Source organism: Pectobacterium quasiaquaticum (assembly GCF_014946775.2).
Lineage (GTDB): Bacteria > Pseudomonadota > Gammaproteobacteria > Enterobacterales > Enterobacteriaceae > Pectobacterium > Pectobacterium aquaticum.
Map to the genome: position 1 here is coordinate 1,538,703 of NZ_CP065177.1, position 22,589 is coordinate 1,561,291.

The window sequence follows — 22,589 nt, forward strand, 5'->3', positions numbered from 1 at the left end:
ATAGTAGAGATATATGGCGAGTTATTCTTTATTTGATGTTGTTTCTTTGAAAAATCCTCTTCCAGAGGAAGGGTTGAAAAAAGGAATGCTAGGGGCTATTGTGCACATTTATAACGAACCATCCCCTGCATATGAGATAGAGTTTTGTGATGATAATGGCGAGACACTGGCTTGTATCACATTAACACCAGACTGTTTCAGTAAGGTTGATTTTAAAAAGTAGTCTGATGATTTACTTATTAAAATAAAAATCTTATAACGATGAAATGTAATCAAAAAAATTAAATAGCAGCACAACAATCTGTATGTGCTGCTCAACTTCCCACACAATTAAAGTTGAGGCCTTAATGCGTTATCCTCATGGCTGTTTCATTAGTCTACAGGAATCACTTCTGGCGTATGAAAAGTACGAAATAACAGATCAAGCCTTTCCCACAAAACAAAGATCAAAATCTCTTTTGCTTTGGGTTCATCCAGTTCAATAACGGCATAAGCTAATGCCCGACACTGATCGATGATTTCTTCCAGTTCCAGCGGTGTGTTATCGAACATGATAAGCCTCCGTTGCTGGATATGGCAAAAAAGCAGTAGCCAGATGCAGATTTTCAGGAAGGGAATAGGTAAACTGACAGACAGCCATAGCGTTATCCTTGTAACGTTGAGGTTAGCCCCTGTCTGGTATTGCACTACTTTTCAGGGACGAAACAGGTTCATCGGTAGCCTTGTATACAGGCGTGAATCATATAGGCTGCAATTTAAGACTAGGACTGTTACTAGTCAATTCAATTAGTTAACGCGATATAAACATCCATACCGTGCAAGCATCCAGCCTTTCAGACCCGTATAGCTTCAGAACTGCGTGAACAGTTGGATGTGGTCGGTTGCGAATGATGGGATAAGTCTGGGGTGTTGGTTTAAGTAATTGGTTCAGCAGAGCTTAAACGGTTCTGTGTTAAGTTGAAGGGGGGATATTTAGCATCGCCTTTCATTGAAAATATTTATTTCAAATAAAATTCATTATCACTCATTGACAATATAACTCATCTTGTTATATCTGACTGTGTCGATAAATAACATAGGTGATAAAATGAGAATATTTTTTAATTTAAGAAATGACTGGCCTGATAATGTAAAAAAATTAGATTCAGCTAAATATGATCAAAATGAAATCCCTTGGTGTGGTAAAGAGCTGTTCTTTTTACATGAAGATGGAAGGGTTTATCAGAAATATGTGAAGATGCCTTTTATCGTTGATGTTGATGAGTTTTCTTTATTTTCGTTAGTAACGAAAGACGATAACTCATTTTTAATAGAGAAAATCACTGATTGGCCTAAAGGTGTCAATATTCGAAAAGGATTTATTCGTGCGCAATGGGGACATAAATCCAATGGTCGCTGTTGGTATGTGTTTCCTGATGGTGGCAATATGTATGCGTATTTTGATGCTCCACTGATTAAAGAGCATCATAGGATATATAACGTAATGCCTTTTATTTCATACGAGGTCTTGAGCTAACTTGTTTTTTTAGCTCTTCAATCTTTATCTTCGCTTCTTCCAATGAGTTGCAAACAGTAATGACTCGTTGGTTGACAATATCGAAAATCAGGTGCATTTCTAATTCAATAGTAGTCTCTTCATTGCCGTCAAATCTATATGATAGATTGGTTTTATGCGGGATAATGATATATCTTTCATCCATGATTTAGCCTCATGCTGTGTGTTATTTAGGCGATAATTATAACGCATCATTAACGAAATAGTTGAGTGAAATGTCAGCCATCCGTGGCTTTTTCAATCTATCCCTTCTGCCCAAACTCAAACGGCCTGACCATCCCGTTGTGATTATCATTCTGAAACCAGAAGCGCATAAAATGGCTTGTAAAAATAATCATATACGAAAAATTAATAGAATAGTCGAAAAGTTCAGGATGAAATATTAACATTCTTTCCATTAAAATGTTTGTGAAATATAGTCTAAATAGTAGGGGTAACTTGACAGGTTGAAATGAATATATTAATTGATGATCGTGGTTTTAAAATTTTCAAATAAAAGGTGGGATAGTTATGGTTTCTTATGGGTTTATTATTTTGGCAGGGATTTATTTGGTTGTAATAACAGGAAGAATGTCTGGAAGTTCAGAAGATGCGGATAAAAACATCAAGATAAGACGTTCATCCTATCTTGATGGTCCATCATCAGGAATTTTTTAATTTCCCGACAACAATTGCACCACGGGTAACAGAAAAGCCCGTATCACCGAGATATTTTTTGTTGCCGTTACTGAGAATGGCATGATTCTGTTCTGACGTACCGAGATTCAGAGGCAGAATGTTCACAACCTCATACCCCTCTTCATCGAGTTTGTTATAAGTATCTTCAAGTGCTTTGGAAAATTGATCATAATCTGCGAGTCTTGAGGTTGGCAATTCAACAGATTTTGTTTTTTTCCACCAGAAATATCCTTCTGTAACTTGATCTTCATATTTACCAATGCCAGCGTAAAACCATCGGGTAACAAATTTTTTCATAATTTAAAATTCCTTTTTATCACATTAGTTTTTTCTGCTTTACGAAATTTCTTTGTTTGCTGGCACTTTGTTATACGGATTTTTCAGCAAGGGTAGGCCGAATATTTATAGTGCCAGATTATGTTCTGAGAAGAATCAAAAAGCCAGAAGGAATAAGGTTTTTAGCAAAATAACGGGCCATCCGTGGCCTTTCGCTATTTATCCCTTCTGACCAAACTCAAACGGCCTAACCATACCGTTGCTGTTAGCATCCAGAAAATCAGCCCACCATTCCAGCATCAGGCGGCGTTGCTCAAGGTGTTTGGCCTAACCTGATCTGGATAAAGGCTTCACTTTGCTTTAGCATCACGGATCTGGCTACAATCTTTCATTCATTGTGATGACTCAATAATGCATAGGGAATGGCAGTTTGAATAGACATAATAATAAGTTAATGGAAATTCCTGCTGATTATGTTTTCCATGAAAATCATAATATTTTGCATCCGGTGAACAATACTGAGCATTGGGGGGAAGTAAAAATAACCAGTAAACAGTTCAACCAACTCGGAGGGAAGATTTTTCTTCGTGCGGGTAAGCATATTGGTCCTCATAAAGGCTTTGGTGTTAGGCATATCTGGTCAGAGCGAGGATCTAAGCTTATTCAGTGGGGATTTCCTACCATCCATGATGTCCCTCGTTTTGTATCCGAGATTATTGTTCATCAGGCAGGGATAGTATGTGAATTCTCGGAAATGGGAGGATACCACCGTGTGGTTGTTCTGAGAGGGCGTAAAGGATGTGCTGTGTTAGCGGCATTTGACAACCCCAATGATGGGGGTAGCCTTATCTATAGCGTTGTTACGGCATATCGCAACATAAATCCAAACGGTACATTGGTAGCACAAGTTTCTGTTTTATAAATGAAAAAGGCGCTCTTTTCAGAACACCTTTTTCATTATTGAGGTTGGTAGTCGCAGCGCTTGCTTAGCTAACTCTCTCTGAGTTGGGTCACATGCCAATCATAAATTTGCATTTATGATTACCGCTACCATAAGGTCGGTGAACCTTACAATCCACACTATCGAACCAATATCACCGTGATATCCGATAGCCCTGCTCTTATTAAGCCTCACAATTATCTTACTCAAATTTGAGCAAGAGTCAAATTTATCCCTTCTGCCCAAACTCAAACGGCCTAACCATCCCGTTGCTGTTAGCATCCAGAAAATCAGCCCACCATTGCAACATGAGGCGGCGTTGTTCAAGGTGTTTGGCCTTATGGGTGTAGGCAGCACGAACGTTGTTCTTTTCCATGTGGCTCATCTGAAGCTCTACCACATCTTCAGGCCAGATACCCGATTCAATTAAGGCACTACACGCCAGCGTTCGGAAACCATGACCGCACAGATCGGTTTTGGTGTCATAGCCCATTTTGCGCAGTGCCTTGTTGATGGTGTTTTCACTCATCGGTTTCATCGCATCATAACAGCCAGTCAGGATAAAGCCGTCATCACCGTTAACGTCATAGGTGAGGTCTTTCAGCTCTTCCAAAATTACCAGTGCTTGACTACACAGAGGGACATAATGCTTTCTGCGCATTTTGGCACCACGGCCTGAATGCTTGATCCCTTCAATGGCTTCACGCTGTTCAGGGATAACCCACAAGGCACTTTTGAAATCGATCTCTGACCATCGGGCAAAGCGGAGTTCGCTTGAACGGACAAAAATCAGTAGATTGAGTTTGATCGCAAGTTGCGTCAATCTGCTACGGCCTTTATAGCCTTCCATGCGTTCCAGCAGAGTAGGTATCTCTTCCAGTTCAATAGCGGGGCGGTGTTCCGTCTGTGGCTTCTGAACTGCCCCTTCCAAATCATAGGCAGGATTGAAACGGATCATCTTTTGCTGGACGGCATAACGCATGATGGCGGTGGTGTACTGTTTCACCCGCATGGCAATTTCCAGATAGCCCAGCTTCTCTATCTTTTTGATGGGAACCAGCAGATCGCCTGTATCCAGTTCTGCAATATCTTTGTTGCCAATATCAGGGAACAGATAAGTTTCCAGTCGTGTCCATACAGAACGCTGATAATCTTCCGACCATGTGGTTTTGGTGGCAAACCAACTTTTGGCAACCGTTTTGAAAGCGCGGGTGTTGTTACGTCGCTCTTGAACGATTTTGTTGTCAGCCTGTTTTTTGGCGCTGGGGTCTACTCCAGCCGCTAACAGCTTTTTTGCTTCATCTCGTCGTTGTCTGGCATCAGCCAGAGAAACAGCAGGGTAGACACCGATGGAGAACACCTTCTGTTTCCCTTCGAAGCGATAGCCTAACTGCCAGTATTTCGAGCCGTTGGGATGTACCAGCAGGTAGAGGCCGAACCCGTCAGTGAGCTTAACCACCTTTTCTGATGGTTTGGCATTTTTTACTTTAGTATCAGTAAGTGACATGACGGTTCCCTCCGATTGCTGGTAAAAACGAAATCGAACCAGCTTTACCAGTATTTTTACCAGCAAAAGGGTATGGCTTCGAGTGTTTTTGGGTGAACGAGGGTGAACCTGAAGAAGGGGATAACCAATTGATTAAAAGCAAAAAAGCAGACGTCTGTGAACGTCTGCTTTCTTTAATTTGGCTCCTCTGACTGGACTCGAACCAGTGACATACGGATTAACAGTCCGCCGTTCTACCGACTGAACTACAGAGGAATCGGTTAAGTGCGATGGATAATAGCGGGAGCGTTTCGGGTTGTCAAAGGCTGTTATCGCTTGGTGTGTTTGATTGCCGAACTAATAACCAACATATTGAAATTATTGCTCAAGTTGATCACTAGAAAGCAATGAAATGTGCTGATTAATGGGTATGCTTGCACTCTAAAATAGCAGGGATTGCTTTAAGATGGTGCAGGTTAGCATTGGCTTGATGGCGGGTTTCCTAGGTAAAATAGGGGGCGTTGGTTAGCATAATCATTGCTTTTCCTTATTTTACCTGTGGCTTATCAATGAGGTATCACTTTTTCTTAGACATGGGTACATAATATGGCGCGCTTTTTGCTACCTCTTTAGGGTAACTACTCAGGAGGCAGACATGAATCTTAGACGGCTCAAGTATTTTGTGAAAATCGTTGATATCGGTAGCCTGACACAGGCTGCTGAGTTGTTGCATATTGCACAACCGGCGCTGAGCCAACAGGTCGCGACGCTGGAGAGTGAACTCGAAAAACAGCTGCTGGTACGGAGTCGGCGTGGTGTGACGCCCACCGAGGCGGGGAAAATTCTTTATTCTCATGCACAGACGATATTGTCACAGTGCGAACAGGCAAAGGATGCGGTGAGTGGCGCACGGCAATCAATGAGTGCGTAAGCATTAGTCATCGAGCCAGCCATTTCCCGATGGCTGGCTACTAATCAAACTTTGTGTAAGATGTTCTATCATAATGGTGCTCTTTCTTATTTGTTTTGTGATGTTAATCACAATTAATGACATTATCGATCTTCCTCAAAGCAGAGATTTTTTCGCTTAAAAATAAAATGGCCTTTTAGTTTTTTTTATTTATTCTTTTTATTTATCTGTAACTTCATTTTATTGCTGCTGTGTGAATATGATTTCCTTAAAATGGTAATAGATACTAGCGATCAGGCCATTCACAGTGTTACATTAATCTTCGTTATGTTTTCTCTAATCCTGTGCACCAAGACAGGTGTTGCCTTATGGGTGTATGACGGTTATTTTTTTGATTAAGGAGTTCAAATGAATAATATCCTCTCTCATCTTTTAATAAAGCTGGCAGAAAAAGAAGTTGGAGAAAAAGCGCTTAATGCGAAGATTGAATCGTTAGAGATGCTGATTTCTGCTATTGTTTCAACATTTGATGACAGTAAAATCAATGAGTTAAATAGAAAAATAGAAGGTGTAGTTGCTGATGCCTCACAGCGGAAGGATGAACATAATTACTTAGCTCTCGAACTATTGGCAAAAAACATCAATCGAATCACAACCGTTTCATTGCGGGAATAATTTTCTTATATATCAATGGTGGTGACATTAATTGTTAGAATATTAATTTTCGTATATACAATTGAGAATTATTTATATCCAATAATAGAGAATACCTGTGCTATGCGTGATTTTGCTGAAAAAAATTGAAGGCGCTGACGTTGTCCGCGCCTTTCTTGCGTTTATACGCTTTACTTCACATCAACAGCCTGCTTTTTCCGACGAGTAAACTGATAAGCAATAGCCAGAAAAATAAACCACAGCGGCGTAACAATGAGCGCCTGACGTGTATCTGGTTGTAATGTTAACAGTACAATAACGAAAGCGAAAAAGGCCAGGCATACCCAGCACATGAAAATACCCAACGGCATTTTATAGGATGACTCCGCATGTAGCTGAGGGCGCTTTTTACGGTATGTCAGGTAAGAGCACAGGATGATGCTCCAGATGAACATGAATAAAATCGCGGAGACGGTGGTCACCAGCGTAAAGACCGTCATCACGTTTGGAATCAGGTAGATCAGCACCACGCCCGAAAGCAAACAAATGCAGGAAAACATCAACCCAGTTGAAGGAACCGCGCGTTTAGATAGCATACCGAAACTTTGCGGCGCATCACCTTGTTTCGCTAGGCCAAAGAGCATACGGCTGGTGGAGAATACGCCGCTATTGGCTGAGGATGCTGCCGATGTCAGAACGACAAAATTGATCATACTTGCAGCAGCAGGTAGGCCAACCAGTACGAACATTTCCACGAAAGGACTGCGATCCGCAGTAATTGCGCTCCACGGGGTGACGGACATAATCATGACTAATGCAAAAACATAAAACATGATGATGCGAATCGGTATGGCGTTAATTGCGCGGGGCAGCACGACTTTCGGATTTTTAGTTTCAGCGGCAGTTGTACCTACCAGCTCGATACCGACAAATGCGAACACGGCGATCTGGAATCCGGCGAAGAAACCACTTATCCCTTTAGGGAATATACCACCGTTATTCCAAAGGTTGGTAAAGGAGGCGACGTTTCCTGATGGGGAAGAGAATTGCATCATTACCAGCGCGACACCGACCACGATTAACGCAACGATAGCGACAATTTTGATCATCGCGAACCAGAACTCCATCTCGCCAAACAGCTTTACGGTTGCTAGATTTAGTGTCAGTAATAGTAGAACGCAAAGCAGGGAAGAGACCCACTGCGATAAATCAGGGAACCAGAACTGCGAGTAGGCACTAATGGCTACGACATCTGCGATCCCAGTTACGACCCAACAGAACCAGTAAGTCCAGCCGGTAAAGAAGCCCGCCCATGGCCCAAGGAGGTCAGCAGCAAAATCGCTGAATGACTTATAGTTAAGGTTGGAGAGTAATAGTTCTCCCATTGCGCGCATGACAAAAAACAGCATAAAGCCAATGATCATATAAACGAAGATGATCGAAGGACCCGCCATGCTGATTGTTTTGCCCGAGCCCATAAATAACCCAGTACCGATAGCTCCGCCGATGGCGATGAGCTGAATATGACGATTAGTCAGATTCCGTTGCAGTCCCTCCCCCTGTTCAGGGGCAAGGTCTGCGGCTTCTTTTGATTGTTCGACCATGTAAGTATACTTTCCTGTTTCTGTCTGTGATGTTTTTTGAGCTCTTTGGCGGCTCTCGTCTGCGAAAATTTAAGCGAATAAGATAGCGCAACTGCAGTGCTTATTACAGTGGGGGTCTGAGATAGCCAGAGATCATAAAGAGGACTGATAATGATGTAAGGTGCTGTTGTATGTTTTTCGCCCTAAAATGAAGAGGATATACAGTGATGAGAGGAAGAGATAAATAGCTTGAGCAGGTTAACAAAATTAGCAATCGCTAACAATGTTATTATCATGCATAAAAAATTAATATGAAGTGTTTGACAGGCGCGCTGGGGAGGAGAATAATCCTCCCCGTTGGGTCGTTAGCTCAGTCGGTAGAGCAGTTGACTCTTAATCAATTGGTCGCAGGTTCGAACCCTGCACGACCCACCAACAATATCAATGGCTTATGATATTGATTTTAGTTTGTTATTATTTTTTCTTTTGTTAATTTATTTTTAATTATATCTATTCTTACCGTTAATCGTATTTGCTGCATTAATTTATACTCTCTTATATTTTATTTCTACGCCACTTATCACACCCTGCCTTAGTTAATAGATGTGACATTTCTAGTATATTTTTATTCATATGACGCCTTAACGCTAGGTGGATATATAAGATGGTTGATGATTTCGCTGAATGTTATCACTTCGGCTGGTGAGAAGGTGCCTCATACGTGCTGAAGAGTGGCGAGAAAGTGCTATGCTTAACTGATGGAATTGTTGACAGATCGTTTATGATGTTACGAGTTGTTTGCACAAGATTGTGTTCACATCCACTGGGGACGGCGTTTAGAAGCTGCTGGCGTTTCCTGGTTAGCCATGAGCAAGTTTCTGCTTGATTTCGGAGGTTCATGTGGGATTCGAAAAATTACTGGCTGTCATAGAAAAAAGTCACCAGGATCCAAAATCGGTTATCTCATTGTCTGAACTGAGCCAGGCAATCCATGAGATAATTTGTACTGAAAGTTCAAAAGAGTACAAAATAAATGAATGCTTCACCGAGCTGAGGGAACTGGTTGATGAAAGAAAAGCGCTTTCCAGAAAACAGTTCCTGGATAAAGCATTGGTGATGGAATTGACGCAATATAAAAAGAAAGAAGAGGCGCTACTTCTGAAACTCACGCGTATTGGAAATAAATAGACGAGAGTCTCTATTTTTAAATCAGGAAGGCAAGGCTAAATACCACTACACCGCCAAGCAGATTATTAATATGGCGGTGTAGCAAATAGTGCTATTTACGGTAGCTGGTTTTGATTTGTTTAATCGTGTTATCAAAAACGGCAGCTTGCTCGGCATTTTCCAATTGAGCAATATATCTTTCCATATTGATGATAACTTTACCAGCATCTGCTTGGCCGATTGCTTTTAATAGCAGTGTAACCATAGCCTTCAGACAGGTGACTTCATGGGCCAGTGTTTCAGCGGATGCAGCAGTAGAAAAATCTGCGTTGCTCATGTTTTCTCCTCAATAAGAAAAAGATATTTTTTCGCCTGCTGCGGGCGTTACCGCGGGTATGGCAGGCAGAACTAGATGGGCGGGAGTATAACATAAAGCATATTGTGGATTGATATTATTCGCGGATAAAGCCATTTTAGTGACTGTTTTTTATGCATTTAACTTATTAAAATAGCGTCTATATTTTGGTTTTTTTGTGGTAATGGCTATCGATGTGTTTTGTTTAATGCATATGATGTTCACTATGGACGTTTTTCATTGAATATATTATTTGTATAATACGGTGGCAGACGATGATGTGATTCCTAATCACACCTTGATTACAATAGTGATTTTTTATTGACATTCAAAATGTAAAGCCAATTGCATGCCATTTGATTTACATTGTTTTCTATACATTTTGTGCCAGCGAAGTGTTTATCCACACTCTGTAGCGTATTTGAAATGTTAAGAATGTGATCAACATACACCCTTAGGTTAACGATATATTGTTATGATCGAGAAATGCGCTTTATTCGTTCTCGGCATATTTTAAAATACATATTCATATAAATCTGTGTTCATTATTTTTTGAAATCAACGTAGTATCACCTGCAAGCAACTTTTCATGTAAGTGTTACTCCCTTTTTTGGAGAATTATTCTTTGATTAGCGTTTTTCTTGTTGATGACCATGAACTGGTGCGGGCAGGGATACGACGCATTCTGGATGATATCAAAGGTCTGAAAGTGGTTGGTGAGGCGTGCTGTGGTGAAGATGCCGTCAAGTGGTGCCGAAGCAATGATGTCGATGTTGTTTTGATGGACATGAGCATGCCGGGCATCGGTGGGCTTGAAGCAACGCGCAAGATCCTGCGTTTTACGCCAGATATAAAAGTCATCATGCTCACTATTTATACTGAAAATCCGTTGCCCGCTAAAGTGATGCAAGCTGGCGCCGCAGGATATGTGAGTAAAGCTGCTGCTCCTCAAGAAGTGATCTCCGCCATTCGTGCGGTACATGCGGGTAAGCGGTATATCGCTTCTGATATTGCTCAACAGATGGCGTTGAGCCAGTTGGAGCCGCAGACGGATGCGCCGCTGGAGTGTTTGTCTGAACGCGAATTACAGATTATGCTAATGATAACAAAGGGACAGAAAGTGACTGAAATTTCAGAACAGCTCAATCTTAGCCCTAAAACAGTGAACAGCTATCGCTACCGTATGTTCAGTAAGCTGAATATCAACGGCGATGTAGAGCTGACCCATTTGGCTATCAAACATGGGCTTTTTACCGCGGAGACATTGTTAAGTAGTGAGTGAGAGTTTCGATGCTTCTGCATTTTTAAAAACGGTAACGAGTCAGCCCGGTGTCTACCGAATGTATGATGCCAGTAATACGGTCATCTACGTCGGTAAGGCAAAAGACTTAAAAAAACGACTTGCCAGCTATTTCCGTAGTCATGTCGCCAGCCGTAAAACCGAGGCTCTGGTCAAAAGCATCAAGCATATTGATGTCACGATCACGCACACAGAAACTGAAGCCTTACTGCTGGAACACAACTACATCAAGCTTTATCAGCCGCGTTATAACGTCTTGTTGCGCGACGATAAATCCTATCCCATGATTTTCCTGAGCGGTGATACGCATCCACGTTTGGCTGTTCACCGTGGCGCTAAGCATGCGAAGGGTGAATATTTCGGTCCGTTTCCCAACGGCAATGCTGTGCGTGAAACGCTAATATTGCTGCAAAAGCTGTTTCCTGTGCGCCAGTGTGAAAATAGCGTCTATCGCAATCGCTCTCGTCCTTGCCTGCAATATCAAATTGGTCGCTGCCTCGGGCCTTGCGTTAGCGGTTTGGTGAGCGAAGAAGATTATCAACAGCAGGTTGACTATGTTCGCCTGTTTTTGTCTGGTAAAGACCAGCAAGTACTGAATCAGCTCATCTCCCGGATGGAAGCGGCCAGTCGCGATCTGCATTTTGAAGATGCAGCCCGGATACGCGATCAGATCCAGGCGGTTCGGCGGGTGACAGAAAAACAATTTGTTTCCGGCGACGGCGAAGATCTGGATGTGATCAGTGTGGCTTTTGATGCTGGCATGGCCTGCGTCTATGTCCTTTTCATCCGACAGGGAAAAGTGCTTGGCAGCCGGAGCTATTTCCCCAAAGTCCCTGGCGGTACGGAATTGGGGGAGGTGGTGCAGACTTTTGTCGGGCAATTCTATTTGCAGGGAAGCTTAGGCCGAACGCTTCCTACAGAAATTCTGCTCGACTTCACTCTGCCCGATAAAGATTTGCTGACGGAGTCTCTAACGGCAGTTGCGGGAAGAAAAGTACAGATTCAAACGAAACCCCGCGGCGATCGTGCTCGTTATTTAAAATTAGCGCGGACAAATGCCGCCACGGCGCTGGTCACAAAACTGTCTCAGCAGTCCACCATTCACCAGCGTTTGGCTGCGTTAGCCAATGTTTTGCAGTTGCCAGCAATCCATCGAATGGAGTGTTTTGATATCAGTCATACGATGGGCGAACAGACTGTGGCATCTTGCGTAGTATTTGATGCCAATGGTCCGTTACGTTCGGAATATCGCCGCTATAATATCAGTGGCATTACGCCAGGCGATGATTATGCCGCCATGGCGCAAGTCCTCCGGCGCCGATATGGTAAAGCGCTGGATGACAGCAAAATACCGGATGTCATTGTGATCGATGGCGGAAAAGGGCAACTCGGCCAGGCTCAGGACGTGTTTGACTCGCTGCAAGTATCATGGGATAAAAACAAGCCCCTGCTACTTGGTGTCGCGAAAGGCAGCGATCGTAAAGCTGGGCTGGAAACGCTGTTTTTTGAGTCGACGGGCGAGGGCATGGCACTACCGCCTGATTCTCCCGCATTGCACGTTATCCAGCATATTCGCGATGATTCGCATGACCATGCAATTGGCGGACATCGTAAGAAGAGAGCAAAAATAAGAAATACCAGTACGCTGGAGCTTATCGAAGGTGTCGGCCCTAAACGGCGTCAAACCCTGTTGAAATACATGGGAGGGCTGCAACCTTTGATGAATGCCAGTATTGAGGAGATTGCAAATGTTCCAGGAATTTCGCATGCATTGGCAGAAAAAATCTTCCATGCATTGAAACACTAGGGACAATGTTGCAACATACTCTTAGTATCCACTCCAGCCAGATAATTACCTAAGCGCTATGCAATTTAATATACCGACGTTGCTTACCCTGTTTCGTGTTGCTCTTATTCCGTTTTTTGTGCTGGCGTTTTATCTTCCATTCGTCTGGGCACCGCTGCTCTGCGCGTTGATTTTCGTGTTTGCTGCTATGACGGATTGGTTTGATGGTTTCCTTGCCCGCCGCTGGAAACAGACCACGCGTTTTGGTGCCTTCCTCGATCCTGTTGCGGATAAAGTGATGGTGGCTGTGGCGTTGGTGCTGGTTGCGGAATACTATCACTCTTGGTGGATTACGCTGCCTGCCGCGACAATGATCGCGCGGGAAATCATCATTTCAGCATTGCGCGAGTGGATGGCTGAAATTGGTAAGAGAAGTAGCGTTGCCGTGTCGTGGATAGGGAAGGTTAAAACTACGGCTCAGATGATGGCGCTTTTTGCTTTGCTATGGCGCCCAGAACGTATTGTCGAAGGCGTTGGTGTTGTGGCGTTGTACATCGCCGCTGTACTGACTTTCTGGTCCATGTTTCAATATTTGAACGCCGCGAGACACGATCTGCTTGAACCTTGATCGAAGCGCCGTAAAAACCAGCAAACGAACGCGCTTGCTTGATAATTTTATTGACTCATTGCGTCATGTCAGTAGAATGCACCGCATCAACAGCAACGCTGGTTTATAAGAAGTTAAGAGAATCAGTGAGTTCTGTGTTGCGGGAATAGCTCAGTTGGTAGAGCACGACCTTGCCAAGGTCGGGGTCGCGAGTTCGAGTCTCGTTTCCCGCTCCAATTTAAAACATCGGCAATTGCGGATGTTGGTCACTAAGACCTAAATATTTTGGCGCGTTAACAAAGCGGTTATGTAGCGGATTGCAAATCCGTCTAGTCCGGTTCGACTCCGGAACGCGCCTCCAATATTTAAGCCCGGGTGGTGAAATCGGTAGACACAAGGGATTTAAAATCCCTCGGCGTTCGCGCTGTGCGGGTTCAAGTCCCGCCCCGGGCACCATTGATAAATCAATAGACGTCAACCGACGTCTATTTTTTTGCCTAAAACCCACGGTTTTACTGGCTTCCCCTTCATTCCATGCTCTTCTTACGTCAATACAATTCAACTGACATCAACTTGCTTGTGCGGGTACAATTGCGGGTATACTTCAGTATGGTAAATCCTTGTACCCTCAATAACGCATTTATTGAAGGAAAAGCATTATGGCACTCACGGATATCAAGGTACGTTCAGCAAAACCGGAAGAGAAGCCTTATAAACTTACCGATGGAAACGGTATGTTTCTTTTGGTTCATACCAATGGGTCTAAATATTGGCGCTTACGCTATCGTTCGGATGGCAAAGAAAAGATGCTGGCGCTAGGTGTATACCCTGAGGTTTCCCTTTCTGAAGCGCGTCAGAAGCGTGATGAGGCGCGAAAACTTATTGCTGCTGGCGTTGATCCTAACGAGCATAAAAAAGCAGTCAAAACTCAGCAACAGGATGATGCACAAACTTTCGAAGTTGTAGCCCGCGCCTGGCACGCCGACAACAAGAAATGGTCTGAATCCCATGGCGAGCGTATCCTGAAAAGCCTGAGCGACAATATTTTCCCCGCCATCGGTGGCACTCATATCGCAAATCTGAAAACACGCGACTTGCTGACACCAATTAAAAGCGTTGAACGTTCAGGACGTTTAGAAGTGGCTAAGCGTCTAAAACAACGTGTGACCGCCATCATGACCTATGCCGTACAAAACGGCCTGATTGATTATAATCCGGCGCAGGATATGGCAGGGGCAATTATGCCAGGCAAAGTTGAACATCGTCCTGCGTTAGCGCTTGAACGCTTGCCTGAACTTCTTGGCCGCATTGACGGTTACAAAGGCCGTGAGTTTACCAAGTGGGTTATTAACCTCTCCCTACTAATTTTTATCCGCTCCAGTGAACTCCGTTTTGCCCGTTGGCCTGAAATCGACTTTGAACGAGCGTTGTGGACGATTCCCCCAGAACGTGAACCAATCCCCGGAGTGAAATTCTCCGAGCGCGGTTCAAAAATGCACACACCACATCTTGTCCCACTGAGCCGTCAGGCGCTGGACATCCTTAAAAAGATCAGAGAGGTGAGCGGGCATTGTGAGCTGGTTTTCATTGGAGATCATTCGTCACGAAAGCCTGTTAGTGAGGGAACGGTAAACAAAGCGCTGCAAACGATGGGCTACGACACGAAAACGGAAGTATGCGGTCACGGCTTTCGTACTATGGCCTGTAGTTCGTTGATTGAGTCGGGCTTGTGGTCTAGGGATGCAGTGGAGCGGCAGATGAGCCATCAGGAACGTAATGGCGTTCGCGCGGCGTATATCCATAAGGCAGAGCATCTGGATGAACGCAAACTGATGCTGCAATGGTGGGCTGATTTTCTTGATGCGAATCGGCAGAAAGCGGTTAGCGCGTTTGATTTTGCAAAAAAATAGTTTTGACCATTAACTAACATTTTATAAGGTATGCAGAATTTCATACCTTATTTTTTGTATCTGTCCAAGGCTTACGGTATAAAAGGGTATTAGCCTAGGTTTGCGGCATCTATCCATGTTCCCAAATACCTCGGCTCGATAGTTCTAGTGGGGAATGTGAGATCAATCATGTTTGGAGAACACATGAATAATGAAATAGCGATCGATTTTAACGCTGGTAGAATATGTGAAGCTATTGCCAAAATTGGCTATGAACCACATACTGCAATTATGGATATAATTGATAACTCAGTAACAGCTAGCGCAAAAGATATCAGCGTTAACTTAATTCTTGCGGAGGGTAAAAATCTAAAATCAAGAAATGCGGTGTCAACTTATGTAATTACAGATAACGGTAATGGCATGGACTCGGATGGTATAAAAAACGCATTTTCACTTGGTTCAAATAATAGTAACTACGCACAAAATAGCTTGTCAAAGTATGGGTTGGGTTTGAAGTCAGCGGGGCTTTCTTTAGGAACATCAATTTCCATTATAAGCAAAGTCGATGGCTGCATATACGGTCCTTTCACATTTGATAGCAAGGCTATAAAAGAACAAAATAAGCTTTTCATAAATAAAAGAGAGCTTGATGATTTTTTGGGGCTAATACCTGATTTCTTTTCTGAAAGCACATCAGGAACGGTAGTGCTGGTGCAAGGATGTGAAAGTATTAACCAGGCATCGCCTAAGTTAACGACGGAGAAGTTGAAGAAGCGTCTTGGTGTAACGTACTTTTCTTTTTTAAAGAAAGATGATCCTTTGAGAATAACATTAGATATAAAACCATATGGCCAAGTTGGTAATGTAATACCTATTCAGCCAAGGGATATGTTATTCATGGATAGTCCTGATTTTAAAGAACGGTACATTCCCGATGAATATGATTATTATAGCCCAATTCTTGCCATGAAGGATAAATGGGTTCTTCAGGATGTAAAAGGAGATGATCTTCCTGTTATAGAAATAAAAGCTGTCGTTTTTCCACAGGCTAGTATGGCTGAGTCTAAATCGCCACTTCCTCAAAGTTTAAAAGATAAAATATCTACATATGAAATATCTAAAGAAAATAGTGGTTTTTTTATATACAGAAATGGCAGATTAATACGCTGGGGAGATGATTTGGATGGAATAATAACAAAGGACGATTTTAATGTAAGAATAAGGATGGATTTAGAAACTGCTCATGATGATGTTCTACATGTTGATATTACAAAGCAAAGATTAGAAGTTGATGATGAAACTCGAAACAAATTAAAGGCTATAGTTGATAAGGCTTTGATTACAGCAAAAGATATTCGAGGTTATTGCCAGAATAAATTAAAATCGACTAAAAATGAAGAGGGGTTAGGATTTACTGCAACTATAGAAAATGTTTCAGAGGATGATCCTGATTTGATTACAGGTCAGCTAAATTCTGAGATTATTAAGAGAAGAAATGACAGTGCTATAGATGGAGAAAATGCTAAACAAAAATTAGATATCACAGTAGATGATAAAATTCATCATAGCTTCAGAAAGATTATATATTCAGATAAAGTTGATTATGGGATGGTGTGGAAAGCATTTTATGATGCAACAGAAGGCGTTTTTGTAGGTATTAATAAAAATCATCCTTTCTATAAAGAATTCCTATCGAGGTACCCTGAAAATAGTACTGAACGTATCGTTTCAGAGGCCTTGATATTCTCGGTCGGGCTTGCTGAACGGAATACGCGAGATAACCTTGTAGAGGTTGAGGTGGAAATTTTTAATAAGGTTTTTAAAAAATTCCATAATAATTTAAATAATTGGTTGGCCGAATGGTCGGGTGAAAATATTAACTTGGCAGAATAATGATTAAGAGTAATGGTGTATTGGTTGGAGCAAGATATTGCTCCAATATATATTTTATTATTCACAATGGTTATTTATACATTGGTGAGACCGGAGGCCATCCTTCAATCAGATGGGGAGGGCACTTGAGTAAGGGGGGAACCCTCAGGGAGAATTTAAGGAGATTTGAGCAGGATGATATTAATGAATGCGAAGAAATTTTTTTCGCTAGTATTGCAACTAATATCATTGACTATGAAGATGAGTTAAACAGAAAGATAGCTAGAAAGGCTGTTGAGTACGAGGTTCAAAGGCATTTTTTTTTAAATACATGTGTTTTTGGGGAAGAACTTCGTGTTGTATCAACAGTCTCTAGCAATCCAGTAAGGTATCGCTTTGGTTTTGATCCTGATTCATTTTCACAAGCCATACTAAAAATGGCTGTTGAAAAATACAAAAAATGGAAAATAATGCTAGAGTGTGGAGATCTTTAAGAGGGTATTTAAGCCTCGAGATATATGAATTTTGATAAAGTCATGTATGTTCTGCTCCACCATATCTTTTTGCCTTCTGAACAATACGATTGATTCATAAATCTTATGCTCGCTACCTGCAAATGTTCTCCAGGTCATTTCAACATTACTATCCGAAGGAATATCTTCCTTCGGTGGTACTGTTGGATCGGCTAATGATTTACAAAGCGCCCAGCGGCACAGAACATTCCAATTTTCTATACCAGTTTTGCGTTTAAGAGTGATAAGTTGTTGTTTCTGTTTTTCAGATAAACGAATAATATCAATGTGTTGCATGATTAAAAGTACCCTTCTTTAAAGCTGGACGTTTTGCTTTGCTCACTATGACTAATATGGAACTCACGACTTATGTATGGTTTTAGTTGTTGATAATACTCACTAATAATTTCCTCATCGGTGGATAGCAAGATTACTTGCGGACCTGCCTTGGGAAAGTAGTGATTTACCAACTTACTACGGTGTTTACCGTCTAATCTACTAAGTGGTGTATCAATAACGGTTGGTAGTTCTTTACCTGAGGCTTCAGCTAAGCCCCACAAAATGGCGATTGCTAATAGCTGCCGCTCGCCTGCTGAAAGTTTAGCTGTCTCAAGTATATTACCTGCTGCATCATAAAGTGTGATAGCAAAGCTTTCAGGGCAAATTTTTAACTGACTGATAAGCTGTGACTTGCGGCCTAGTGCATCAAATTTTTGCTTAACTAATGTCTGCAACCGATCGATATTTTCACTTATTAACAGTTCAGCAAATCTTTGCAAAGTTGTTTTTAGCTTTTTAATGTGGCGGCTTACTTGGATAGTCCTTTTTTGTTCGAAAGTATCTTTGTTTTGCTGTGCCAATAAATTGGTATAGCGCTGTGATAAAATATTATTTTTTGCAGTTGTCTGTTCAAGTAATTGTTGTTTATGCTTACACTGTGTCGTGAGGTTTTTAAGAGTTGCCTCACATTCAGCTAATTCAGTAATTAAATGTTGAACTGATTCATAATCAGGTACAGTATCCAGCTGTTGTTGTAGTAAAGCTTGTTGCTCAAGCAGTTGTTGTTGTTCTTTTTGTAAATTCTGCCGTTGTTTATCTTCCTGTGTAATTTTTTCTTCTAAACCATTAAAAATACCCATTTCCGTTTTCAAAAAACATTCGACATTAGCCAGAACCTGTTGCTCTTGCGCTTGTTCGGCTATAATTTTATTAACGTGAAAAACGGTCTGTTCAGGTGCAGCTGTGGTTTTTAGTACATTGAGGATTTTTTCGTTATAAGTACTAATTGCTTCATCCAGTATTTTTGCCTGTGTTGCCTCAGTTTCTAGACGAATTTGCATTTTAGCTTGTTCAATCAGGTCTTTCACTAATCCCAGTGGGCCTACGCCAGCAGCCAATTTAATTTGTTCGGCTTTATTTAGGCTTAGTTTAGTTTCAATAGTACCTAGCTCAAACTTGAGTTCGTCACGCTTTTCAATTAGATGGGCACCGGCATTACGTACAGCTTGACGAGCTTTGTTAACAGTAATAGTGGTGCTACTGATGTCATGTTCAATTTCAACTAGTTCTTTTTTCAAATCTAAAACTGCAGTATTACACTGACCTATTTCATTTTCGCAAGACTCTACTTTCGCAATGATGCTTTGATCAACATTGGCTGCAAGGCGTTTTTTATCCACTTGAGCAAGGTCAATTTGCAATTGCGACAGTAAATCCAGGCCTAACAGGCTCTCAATACCTGTTCTGACTAGTTCTGATGAGCGTTGTGGATGTGCCAGATTTTCAATTTTCTCACCATCAAAGAAAAATAAATCCGACAAGCTGAGTGGGATAAATTCGTTAACAAATTCATCCCAGTGCTGGCTTAGATGCTCATTTAGCTGACGATCTACATGTACCCTAATTTTATCTTTGGTATCTACGCCATTTACATACCAGCTACGTTCGATATCGTAGAGATTAATTCTATTTTCTGTTTGATGTGTAAAGGTTAAATTTAGTCTCACTTCGGCTTCTGGAGGCGAAAAACGATTTTTACAGCTTGCTAAAAATGCACTATAAGCAGTACCTGCTCGGTTAGAACATCTTGCATGTTTGCCGTACAACACCAACTGTATGGCATCAAGAAAGGTTGTTTTACCTCCACCATTTAATGCACCTAGTAAGATCACTGGCTTATGGCGCTCCACCTCGAGGTTAATCGAGTGCTCACCTTGATAAATGCCAAAATTTATAATTTGTAATTTATTAAATATCATCGCTGACAACCTCTGTTTCAATCAGCAATGAGCTATATCCCCGTTCCTTGACTGAACGGGTAATAATAGCAATCTGCTCATTAATAGATTCTTTTTCTCTTTCCGACAAGTTTGGTGAATTGTCATATTGAATTTGCAACTCGAGCCTTTTACGTTCAAGAGCAAATGATTTGGCCTCATCCAAGGATGAAAATGCCCCTTTCTCTAAGCTATCTGTTAACTCTGCAGCTAAATTAGCTCGCCGCAACTGGCTTTTGTGTCTATTAGCAATAACCATAGCAGCACGTATTTGTTGATACATGAGGCCTTCATCATCGTTATTTTCAGTGCATAAGGTTTTGAGTTTATCCAACACTGTTTTGTTCAGAATAGGGTGATGAGCTCGGCGTGAGCCGGGGTAAGGTTTCCCCATGATTTTTTGGTAAATTGCAGGAAGATTATCTTCTGCTTCTAGTTTTTCCTCCAGCCAGATACGACGTATTTCTTCTAATTCTTCTAAAGGTAATAGTTCAAGATTTTTTACTTCTACTGGTCCCATTTCCTGCACTGCTACTTGAGCTAGCAATACTTTCTCAAGTAGTTCTTCACGAAAACTCTGTACGTATGGTCCTGGAACAATATCAGCCCCATTTTTTGTTATGTGTACAGTCAACGAGCCATTCATGCGGCGGAAATCACGACGTGATTTATCTCGACGTAGTTTGCTTAATTTTTTGTCATGATCGGCATCATTCACGTCAATTTCATTGCGAAGTGCTAATAACGGATACATCCATTCTTTTTCTTCGTCATTAGCAATCATCGCTGACATGGATTTATCTTCAGACACCATAGTACAAACATAGCAACCAAATCGGCTATCACCACAGCTTTGGGTACTTTTATCGACTACGAGTGGACATTCACCACCTTCAGTTGCTCCTTGGTACATGCCCATTAAATCCTGATTTGGGAAATTCCAAGGGTTGGATACTGAGTTCAGATATATCCAAACATCATCATTAGTCCAGTCGGCAATAGGAGGATAGACCCAAACCCTATCTAGAGTACCATTTGCCGTTAGGCCATCAGCTCGACGTGTATTGGTTTCAATATTTTCATAGTGCTCCATTGTTGCCGCGCGGGTTGTGCTTTCAGCTTTGCGCGTACCTAGAACTAAAATTGCCTCGCCTCGTTTATCGACTAATTTATTGATAAAATTATTGGAAGGAGCAATTTTTAGACGATCAGTACACCAACGGAATTTATAGCGTGGAGCAGGGTAGCCTTTGCCAATGAGATTAACCCAAAACCGATCTTTGACATCAGGTGTCAGGCGATGTGGCTGAATAGGAAGATCTTGCTGTTGTTTGGCTTCGAGCATACGTTCTAATGATTTTTCAACCCACATAGCAACAATAGGATTTTCTACAAGTGTATCTGTGCTAATGACATGCACATCTTTATGACACAGACCTTCTTTTCTGAGCTCTTGCAGAGCAGACCATACAAGCTGTAAAACTGCAGTGGAGTCTTTACCTCCACTATACCCGATGACCCAAGGAATTTGATCTGATAGATATAATTTCTTGATATGGGAAATAGTGGCAGCAACAGTCGCTTTTAGGCCTTGTTTGTTAAATGCGGAGTAAGAAGGACTGTTCACTGGCAAGCTCATTTCTTTAATCCTAAAAATTTATCTTCGACTTTTTGTTGCTCAAGGTTTAATGGTAGCTGTAAATGTTGTTTTAGAGCGTTCAATGTTAGTAAAGCGGAATGTACACTATGATCCATTCGACCTTTATTAAAGCAGCGTTCCATCCATAATTTGTTTGTTCGAGCCCAATTTAAACCCTGGAATTTATTTAGTATTGCTTTCCAATTTTTATGCTCCGCAAGCAGTTCGTTGCCAAACATAGCAAAACTTTTCAGAAGAATCGCACTGAATAGCACATAATTTGCCCTGTCCGCCGGTTTGATCTGATGATTTTTTGCTTGTTGCCAGAGGGGTAAATTGCTTGCTAGCTCGTCCCAATATTCCACGGCTTTTTCTGCTTGTTGCTGCCAATTTTTTTCAGTGATATCAGGACAAAGCTCCATACAGGCTGCATGCACTGAACTATGCATAAAAAATTTAGCTGAACGCTTGCTGATACGACTCGAAAACTCAACCACACCATTAAAAAACTCGCTACCCTCTACAACATGATTAGTCAGGTTTTCTTCAGGCGTAGAGCCATACAACACTGCGATGGATCTATTGGCTGGTATAGGGTAAAGGTTCAAATCACGGAAGATTTTTTGGCGTTGTTTAAGATTTTTATCAACGAAGAAAACGACAGATATAGTTTCATCTCCCAGTGCGGGGTCTTCCTCTAACGCTTGTTGAATAGCGGCACTTCGGTGTTGACCATCAGTCAGGTAGAACTCGGCGTCTTCATCAACGACAAGATTTCCAATCTTATTGCCATGCCCTTCAGCGGCTATGGGCTCAAAGTATGTTTGCCCTTCAATACAAGCCGTGATGGCTGAAAATGTATAATCCAGCCTGTTGTTGTGGATATAACGTGCAATCTGTGGGATGCGGCTATGATTTAACACTCGTTGCGCTTTGTCACTTTCTGCCAGCATTGACTCATCTAACGTAAAAATTTTTTTAAGTCTTTTGAGAGGACACATCACAATATAGTATTCGTGCCCAGCTTGAATCCCTCGAATCGCGGGGAAACTCATTCCAGATACTATATGGTTCACTATTAACAGCCCTCAAAGTTTCACT

At 41.8% G+C, this 22,589-nt stretch carries 21 protein-coding genes, 5 tRNA genes and 1 pseudogene; 16 read left to right on the top strand and 11 right to left on the bottom strand.

The window, feature by feature from the left end:
• The first annotated feature begins 13 nt into the window (after positions 1–13).
• The gene (locus tag IG609_RS07065; protein WP_193397928.1) at positions 14–223 is read left to right on the top strand and encodes a DUF4926 domain-containing protein; all 210 of its coding nucleotides are present in this window, start codon (positions 14–16) and stop codon (positions 221–223) included.
• 149 nt (positions 224–372) lie between these two features.
• Here the strand turns inward: IG609_RS07065 and IG609_RS07070 are convergent, their stop codons facing one another.
• Entirely contained in the window at positions 373–552 is a 180-nt protein-coding gene (locus tag IG609_RS07070) for a hypothetical protein (RefSeq protein ID WP_193397927.1), read from the bottom strand.
• Positions 553–1,087: 535 nt separating this feature from the next.
• Here IG609_RS07070 and IG609_RS07075 point away from each other — a divergent pair.
• Positions 1,088–1,516, top strand: coding sequence for a hypothetical protein (locus tag IG609_RS07075; protein ID WP_193397926.1), 429 nt, complete (start codon positions 1,088–1,090; stop codon positions 1,514–1,516).
• On the opposite strand, the gene IG609_RS07080 is transcribed toward IG609_RS07075, so the two are convergent.
• Together IG609_RS07080 and IG609_RS07085 are read right to left on the bottom strand one after the other, a co-directional pair.
• Positions 1,491–1,700: a hypothetical protein gene (locus IG609_RS07080; protein ID WP_193397925.1), complete on the bottom strand. Its 210-nt coding sequence runs from the start codon at positions 1,698–1,700 to the stop codon at positions 1,491–1,493. The genes IG609_RS07075 and IG609_RS07080 overlap by 26 nt on opposite strands.
• Positions 1,701–2,197: 497 nt before the next feature.
• Positions 2,198–2,530 carry a hypothetical protein gene (locus IG609_RS07085; RefSeq protein WP_011093257.1) on the bottom strand — a complete coding sequence of 111 codons (333 nt, stop codon included), beginning with the start codon at positions 2,528–2,530 and terminating at the stop codon, positions 2,198–2,200.
• 409 nt (positions 2,531–2,939) lie between these two features.
• Here IG609_RS07085 and IG609_RS07090 point away from each other — a divergent pair, with 409 nt between their 5' ends.
• Complete coding sequence (locus IG609_RS07090; protein ID WP_193397924.1) at positions 2,940–3,431, top strand: hypothetical protein; 492 nt, start codon at positions 2,940–2,942, stop codon at positions 3,429–3,431.
• 247 nt (positions 3,432–3,678) lie between these two features.
• On the opposite strand, the gene IG609_RS07095 is transcribed toward IG609_RS07090, so the two are convergent.
• On the bottom strand, positions 3,679–4,956 hold the full coding sequence (locus IG609_RS07095; protein WP_193397923.1) for a tyrosine-type recombinase/integrase: 1,278 nt from the start codon (positions 4,954–4,956) through the stop codon (positions 3,679–3,681).
• 179 nt (positions 4,957–5,135) lie between these two features.
• Positions 5,136–5,211: transfer RNA gene (locus IG609_RS07100), tRNA-Asn, on the bottom strand.
• Between the two features lie 379 nt (positions 5,212–5,590).
• Here IG609_RS07100 and IG609_RS07105 point away from each other — a divergent pair.
• Positions 5,591–5,860, top strand: a pseudogene (locus IG609_RS07105) (LysR family transcriptional regulator); the annotation flags it as partial.
• 393 nt (positions 5,861–6,253) lie between these two features.
• Positions 6,254–6,520 (top strand): anti-adapter protein IraP, encoded by a 267-nt coding sequence (iraP, locus tag IG609_RS07110; protein ID WP_102119242.1) that lies wholly within the window; start codon positions 6,254–6,256, stop codon positions 6,518–6,520.
• Positions 6,521–6,690: 170 nt separating this feature from the next.
• On the opposite strand, the gene cycA is transcribed toward iraP, so the two are convergent.
• Entirely contained in the window at positions 6,691–8,103 is a 1,413-nt protein-coding gene (gene cycA / locus IG609_RS07115) for a D-serine/D-alanine/glycine transporter (protein WP_193399466.1), read from the bottom strand.
• Positions 8,104–8,441: 338 nt separating this feature from the next.
• Here cycA and IG609_RS07120 point away from each other — a divergent pair.
• A tRNA-Lys gene (locus tag IG609_RS07120) sits at positions 8,442–8,517 on the top strand.
• Between the two features lie 465 nt (positions 8,518–8,982).
• The gene (locus tag IG609_RS07125; RefSeq protein WP_102119244.1) at positions 8,983–9,270 is read left to right on the top strand and encodes a basic helix-loop-helix domain-containing protein; all 288 of its coding nucleotides are present in this window, start codon (positions 8,983–8,985) and stop codon (positions 9,268–9,270) included.
• A gap of 91 nt (positions 9,271–9,361) precedes the next feature.
• On the opposite strand, the gene IG609_RS07130 is transcribed toward IG609_RS07125, so the two are convergent.
• Positions 9,362–9,586, bottom strand: coding sequence for a DUF2594 family protein (locus IG609_RS07130; protein ID WP_102119245.1), 225 nt, complete (start codon positions 9,584–9,586; stop codon positions 9,362–9,364).
• Between the two features lie 643 nt (positions 9,587–10,229).
• Here IG609_RS07130 and uvrY point away from each other — a divergent pair.
• From uvrY to IG609_RS07175, 9 genes are all read left to right on the top strand, one after another.
• Positions 10,230–10,886: a UvrY/SirA/GacA family response regulator transcription factor gene (gene uvrY / locus IG609_RS07135; RefSeq protein WP_011094414.1), complete on the top strand. Its 657-nt coding sequence runs from the start codon at positions 10,230–10,232 to the stop codon at positions 10,884–10,886.
• On the top strand, positions 10,879–12,711 hold the full coding sequence (gene uvrC, locus IG609_RS07140; RefSeq protein ID WP_193399467.1) for an excinuclease ABC subunit UvrC: 1,833 nt from the start codon (positions 10,879–10,881) through the stop codon (positions 12,709–12,711). Before uvrY ends, uvrC begins: the two co-directional genes overlap by 8 nt.
• Positions 12,712–12,769: 58 nt before the next feature.
• Complete coding sequence (pgsA, locus tag IG609_RS07145; RefSeq protein WP_193399468.1) at positions 12,770–13,318, top strand: CDP-diacylglycerol--glycerol-3-phosphate 3-phosphatidyltransferase; 549 nt, start codon at positions 12,770–12,772, stop codon at positions 13,316–13,318.
• Between the two features lie 139 nt (positions 13,319–13,457).
• Positions 13,458–13,533, top strand: a tRNA-Gly gene (locus IG609_RS07150).
• Between the two features lie 51 nt (positions 13,534–13,584).
• Positions 13,585–13,658: transfer RNA gene (locus IG609_RS07155), tRNA-Cys, on the top strand.
• An 8-nt stretch (positions 13,659–13,666) separates the two neighbouring features.
• Positions 13,667–13,753 (top strand) — tRNA-Leu (locus IG609_RS07160).
• A gap of 203 nt (positions 13,754–13,956) precedes the next feature.
• A complete protein-coding gene (locus IG609_RS07165) occupies positions 13,957–15,207 on the top strand; it encodes a tyrosine-type recombinase/integrase (RefSeq protein ID WP_193399469.1) in 1,251 nt (416 codons plus the stop codon).
• A 183-nt stretch (positions 15,208–15,390) separates the two neighbouring features.
• Positions 15,391–17,082 (top strand): ATP-binding protein, encoded by a 1,692-nt coding sequence (locus IG609_RS07170; RefSeq protein ID WP_193399470.1) that lies wholly within the window; start codon positions 15,391–15,393, stop codon positions 17,080–17,082.
• A complete protein-coding gene (locus tag IG609_RS07175) occupies positions 17,082–17,555 on the top strand; it encodes a hypothetical protein (protein WP_193399471.1) in 474 nt (157 codons plus the stop codon). The genes IG609_RS07170 and IG609_RS07175 overlap by 1 nt, the downstream gene beginning before the upstream one ends.
• On the opposite strand, the gene dndE is transcribed toward IG609_RS07175, so the two are convergent.
• From dndE to dndB, 4 genes are read right to left on the bottom strand one after another with little or no spacing between them, the layout of a single operon-like run.
• Positions 17,535–17,870 carry a DNA sulfur modification protein DndE gene (gene dndE / locus IG609_RS07180; protein WP_193399472.1) on the bottom strand — a complete coding sequence of 112 codons (336 nt, stop codon included), beginning with the start codon at positions 17,868–17,870 and terminating at the stop codon, positions 17,535–17,537. The two genes, IG609_RS07175 and dndE, sit on opposite strands and share 21 nt — an antisense overlap.
• Before the next feature lie 2 nt (positions 17,871–17,872).
• Entirely contained in the window at positions 17,873–19,831 is a 1,959-nt protein-coding gene (dndD, locus tag IG609_RS07185) for a DNA sulfur modification protein DndD (RefSeq protein ID WP_193399473.1), read from the bottom strand.
• Positions 19,821–21,488: a DNA phosphorothioation system sulfurtransferase DndC gene (gene dndC / locus IG609_RS07190; protein ID WP_193399474.1), complete on the bottom strand. Its 1,668-nt coding sequence runs from the start codon at positions 21,486–21,488 to the stop codon at positions 19,821–19,823. Before dndC ends, dndD begins: the two co-directional genes overlap by 11 nt.
• Positions 21,485–22,564, bottom strand: coding sequence for a DNA sulfur modification protein DndB (dndB, locus tag IG609_RS07195; protein WP_193399475.1), 1,080 nt, complete (start codon positions 22,562–22,564; stop codon positions 21,485–21,487). The genes dndC and dndB overlap by 4 nt, the downstream gene beginning before the upstream one ends.
• Positions 22,565–22,589 lie beyond the last annotated feature (25 nt).

Excerpts from the sequence above, each read along its gene's own strand:
- IG609_RS07065 (WP_193397928.1), top strand. The coding sequence starts at position 14 with ATGGCGAGTTATTCTTTATTTGATGTTGTTTCTTTGAAAAATCCTCTT.
- IG609_RS07070 (WP_193397927.1), bottom strand. The coding sequence starts at position 552 with ATGTTCGATAACACACCGCTGGAACTGGAAGAAATCATCGATCAGTGT.
- IG609_RS07075 (WP_193397926.1), top strand. The coding sequence starts at position 1,088 with ATGAGAATATTTTTTAATTTAAGAAATGACTGGCCTGATAATGTAAAA.
- IG609_RS07080 (WP_193397925.1), bottom strand. The coding sequence starts at position 1,700 with ATGGATGAAAGATATATCATTATCCCGCATAAAACCAATCTATCATAT.
- IG609_RS07085 (WP_011093257.1), bottom strand. The coding sequence starts at position 2,530 with ATGAAAAAATTTGTTACCCGATGGTTTTACGCTGGCATTGGTAAATAT.
- IG609_RS07095 (WP_193397923.1), bottom strand. The coding sequence starts at position 4,956 with ATGTCACTTACTGATACTAAAGTAAAAAATGCCAAACCATCAGAAAAG.
- iraP (WP_102119242.1), top strand. The coding sequence starts at position 6,254 with ATGAATAATATCCTCTCTCATCTTTTAATAAAGCTGGCAGAAAAAGAA.
- cycA (WP_193399466.1), bottom strand. The coding sequence starts at position 8,103 with ATGGTCGAACAATCAAAAGAAGCCGCAGACCTTGCCCCTGAACAGGGG.
- IG609_RS07130 (WP_102119245.1), bottom strand. The coding sequence starts at position 9,586 with ATGAGCAACGCAGATTTTTCTACTGCTGCATCCGCTGAAACACTGGCC.
- pgsA (WP_193399468.1), top strand. The coding sequence starts at position 12,770 with ATGCAATTTAATATACCGACGTTGCTTACCCTGTTTCGTGTTGCTCTT.
- IG609_RS07165 (WP_193399469.1), top strand. The coding sequence starts at position 13,957 with ATGGCACTCACGGATATCAAGGTACGTTCAGCAAAACCGGAAGAGAAG.
- IG609_RS07170 (WP_193399470.1), top strand. The coding sequence starts at position 15,391 with ATGAATAATGAAATAGCGATCGATTTTAACGCTGGTAGAATATGTGAA.
- IG609_RS07175 (WP_193399471.1), top strand. The coding sequence starts at position 17,082 with ATGATTAAGAGTAATGGTGTATTGGTTGGAGCAAGATATTGCTCCAAT.
- dndE (WP_193399472.1), bottom strand. The coding sequence starts at position 17,870 with ATGCAACACATTGATATTATTCGTTTATCTGAAAAACAGAAACAACAA.
- dndD (WP_193399473.1), bottom strand. The coding sequence starts at position 19,831 with ATGATATTTAATAAATTACAAATTATAAATTTTGGCATTTATCAAGGT.
- dndC (WP_193399474.1), bottom strand. The coding sequence starts at position 21,488 with ATGAGCTTGCCAGTGAACAGTCCTTCTTACTCCGCATTTAACAAACAA.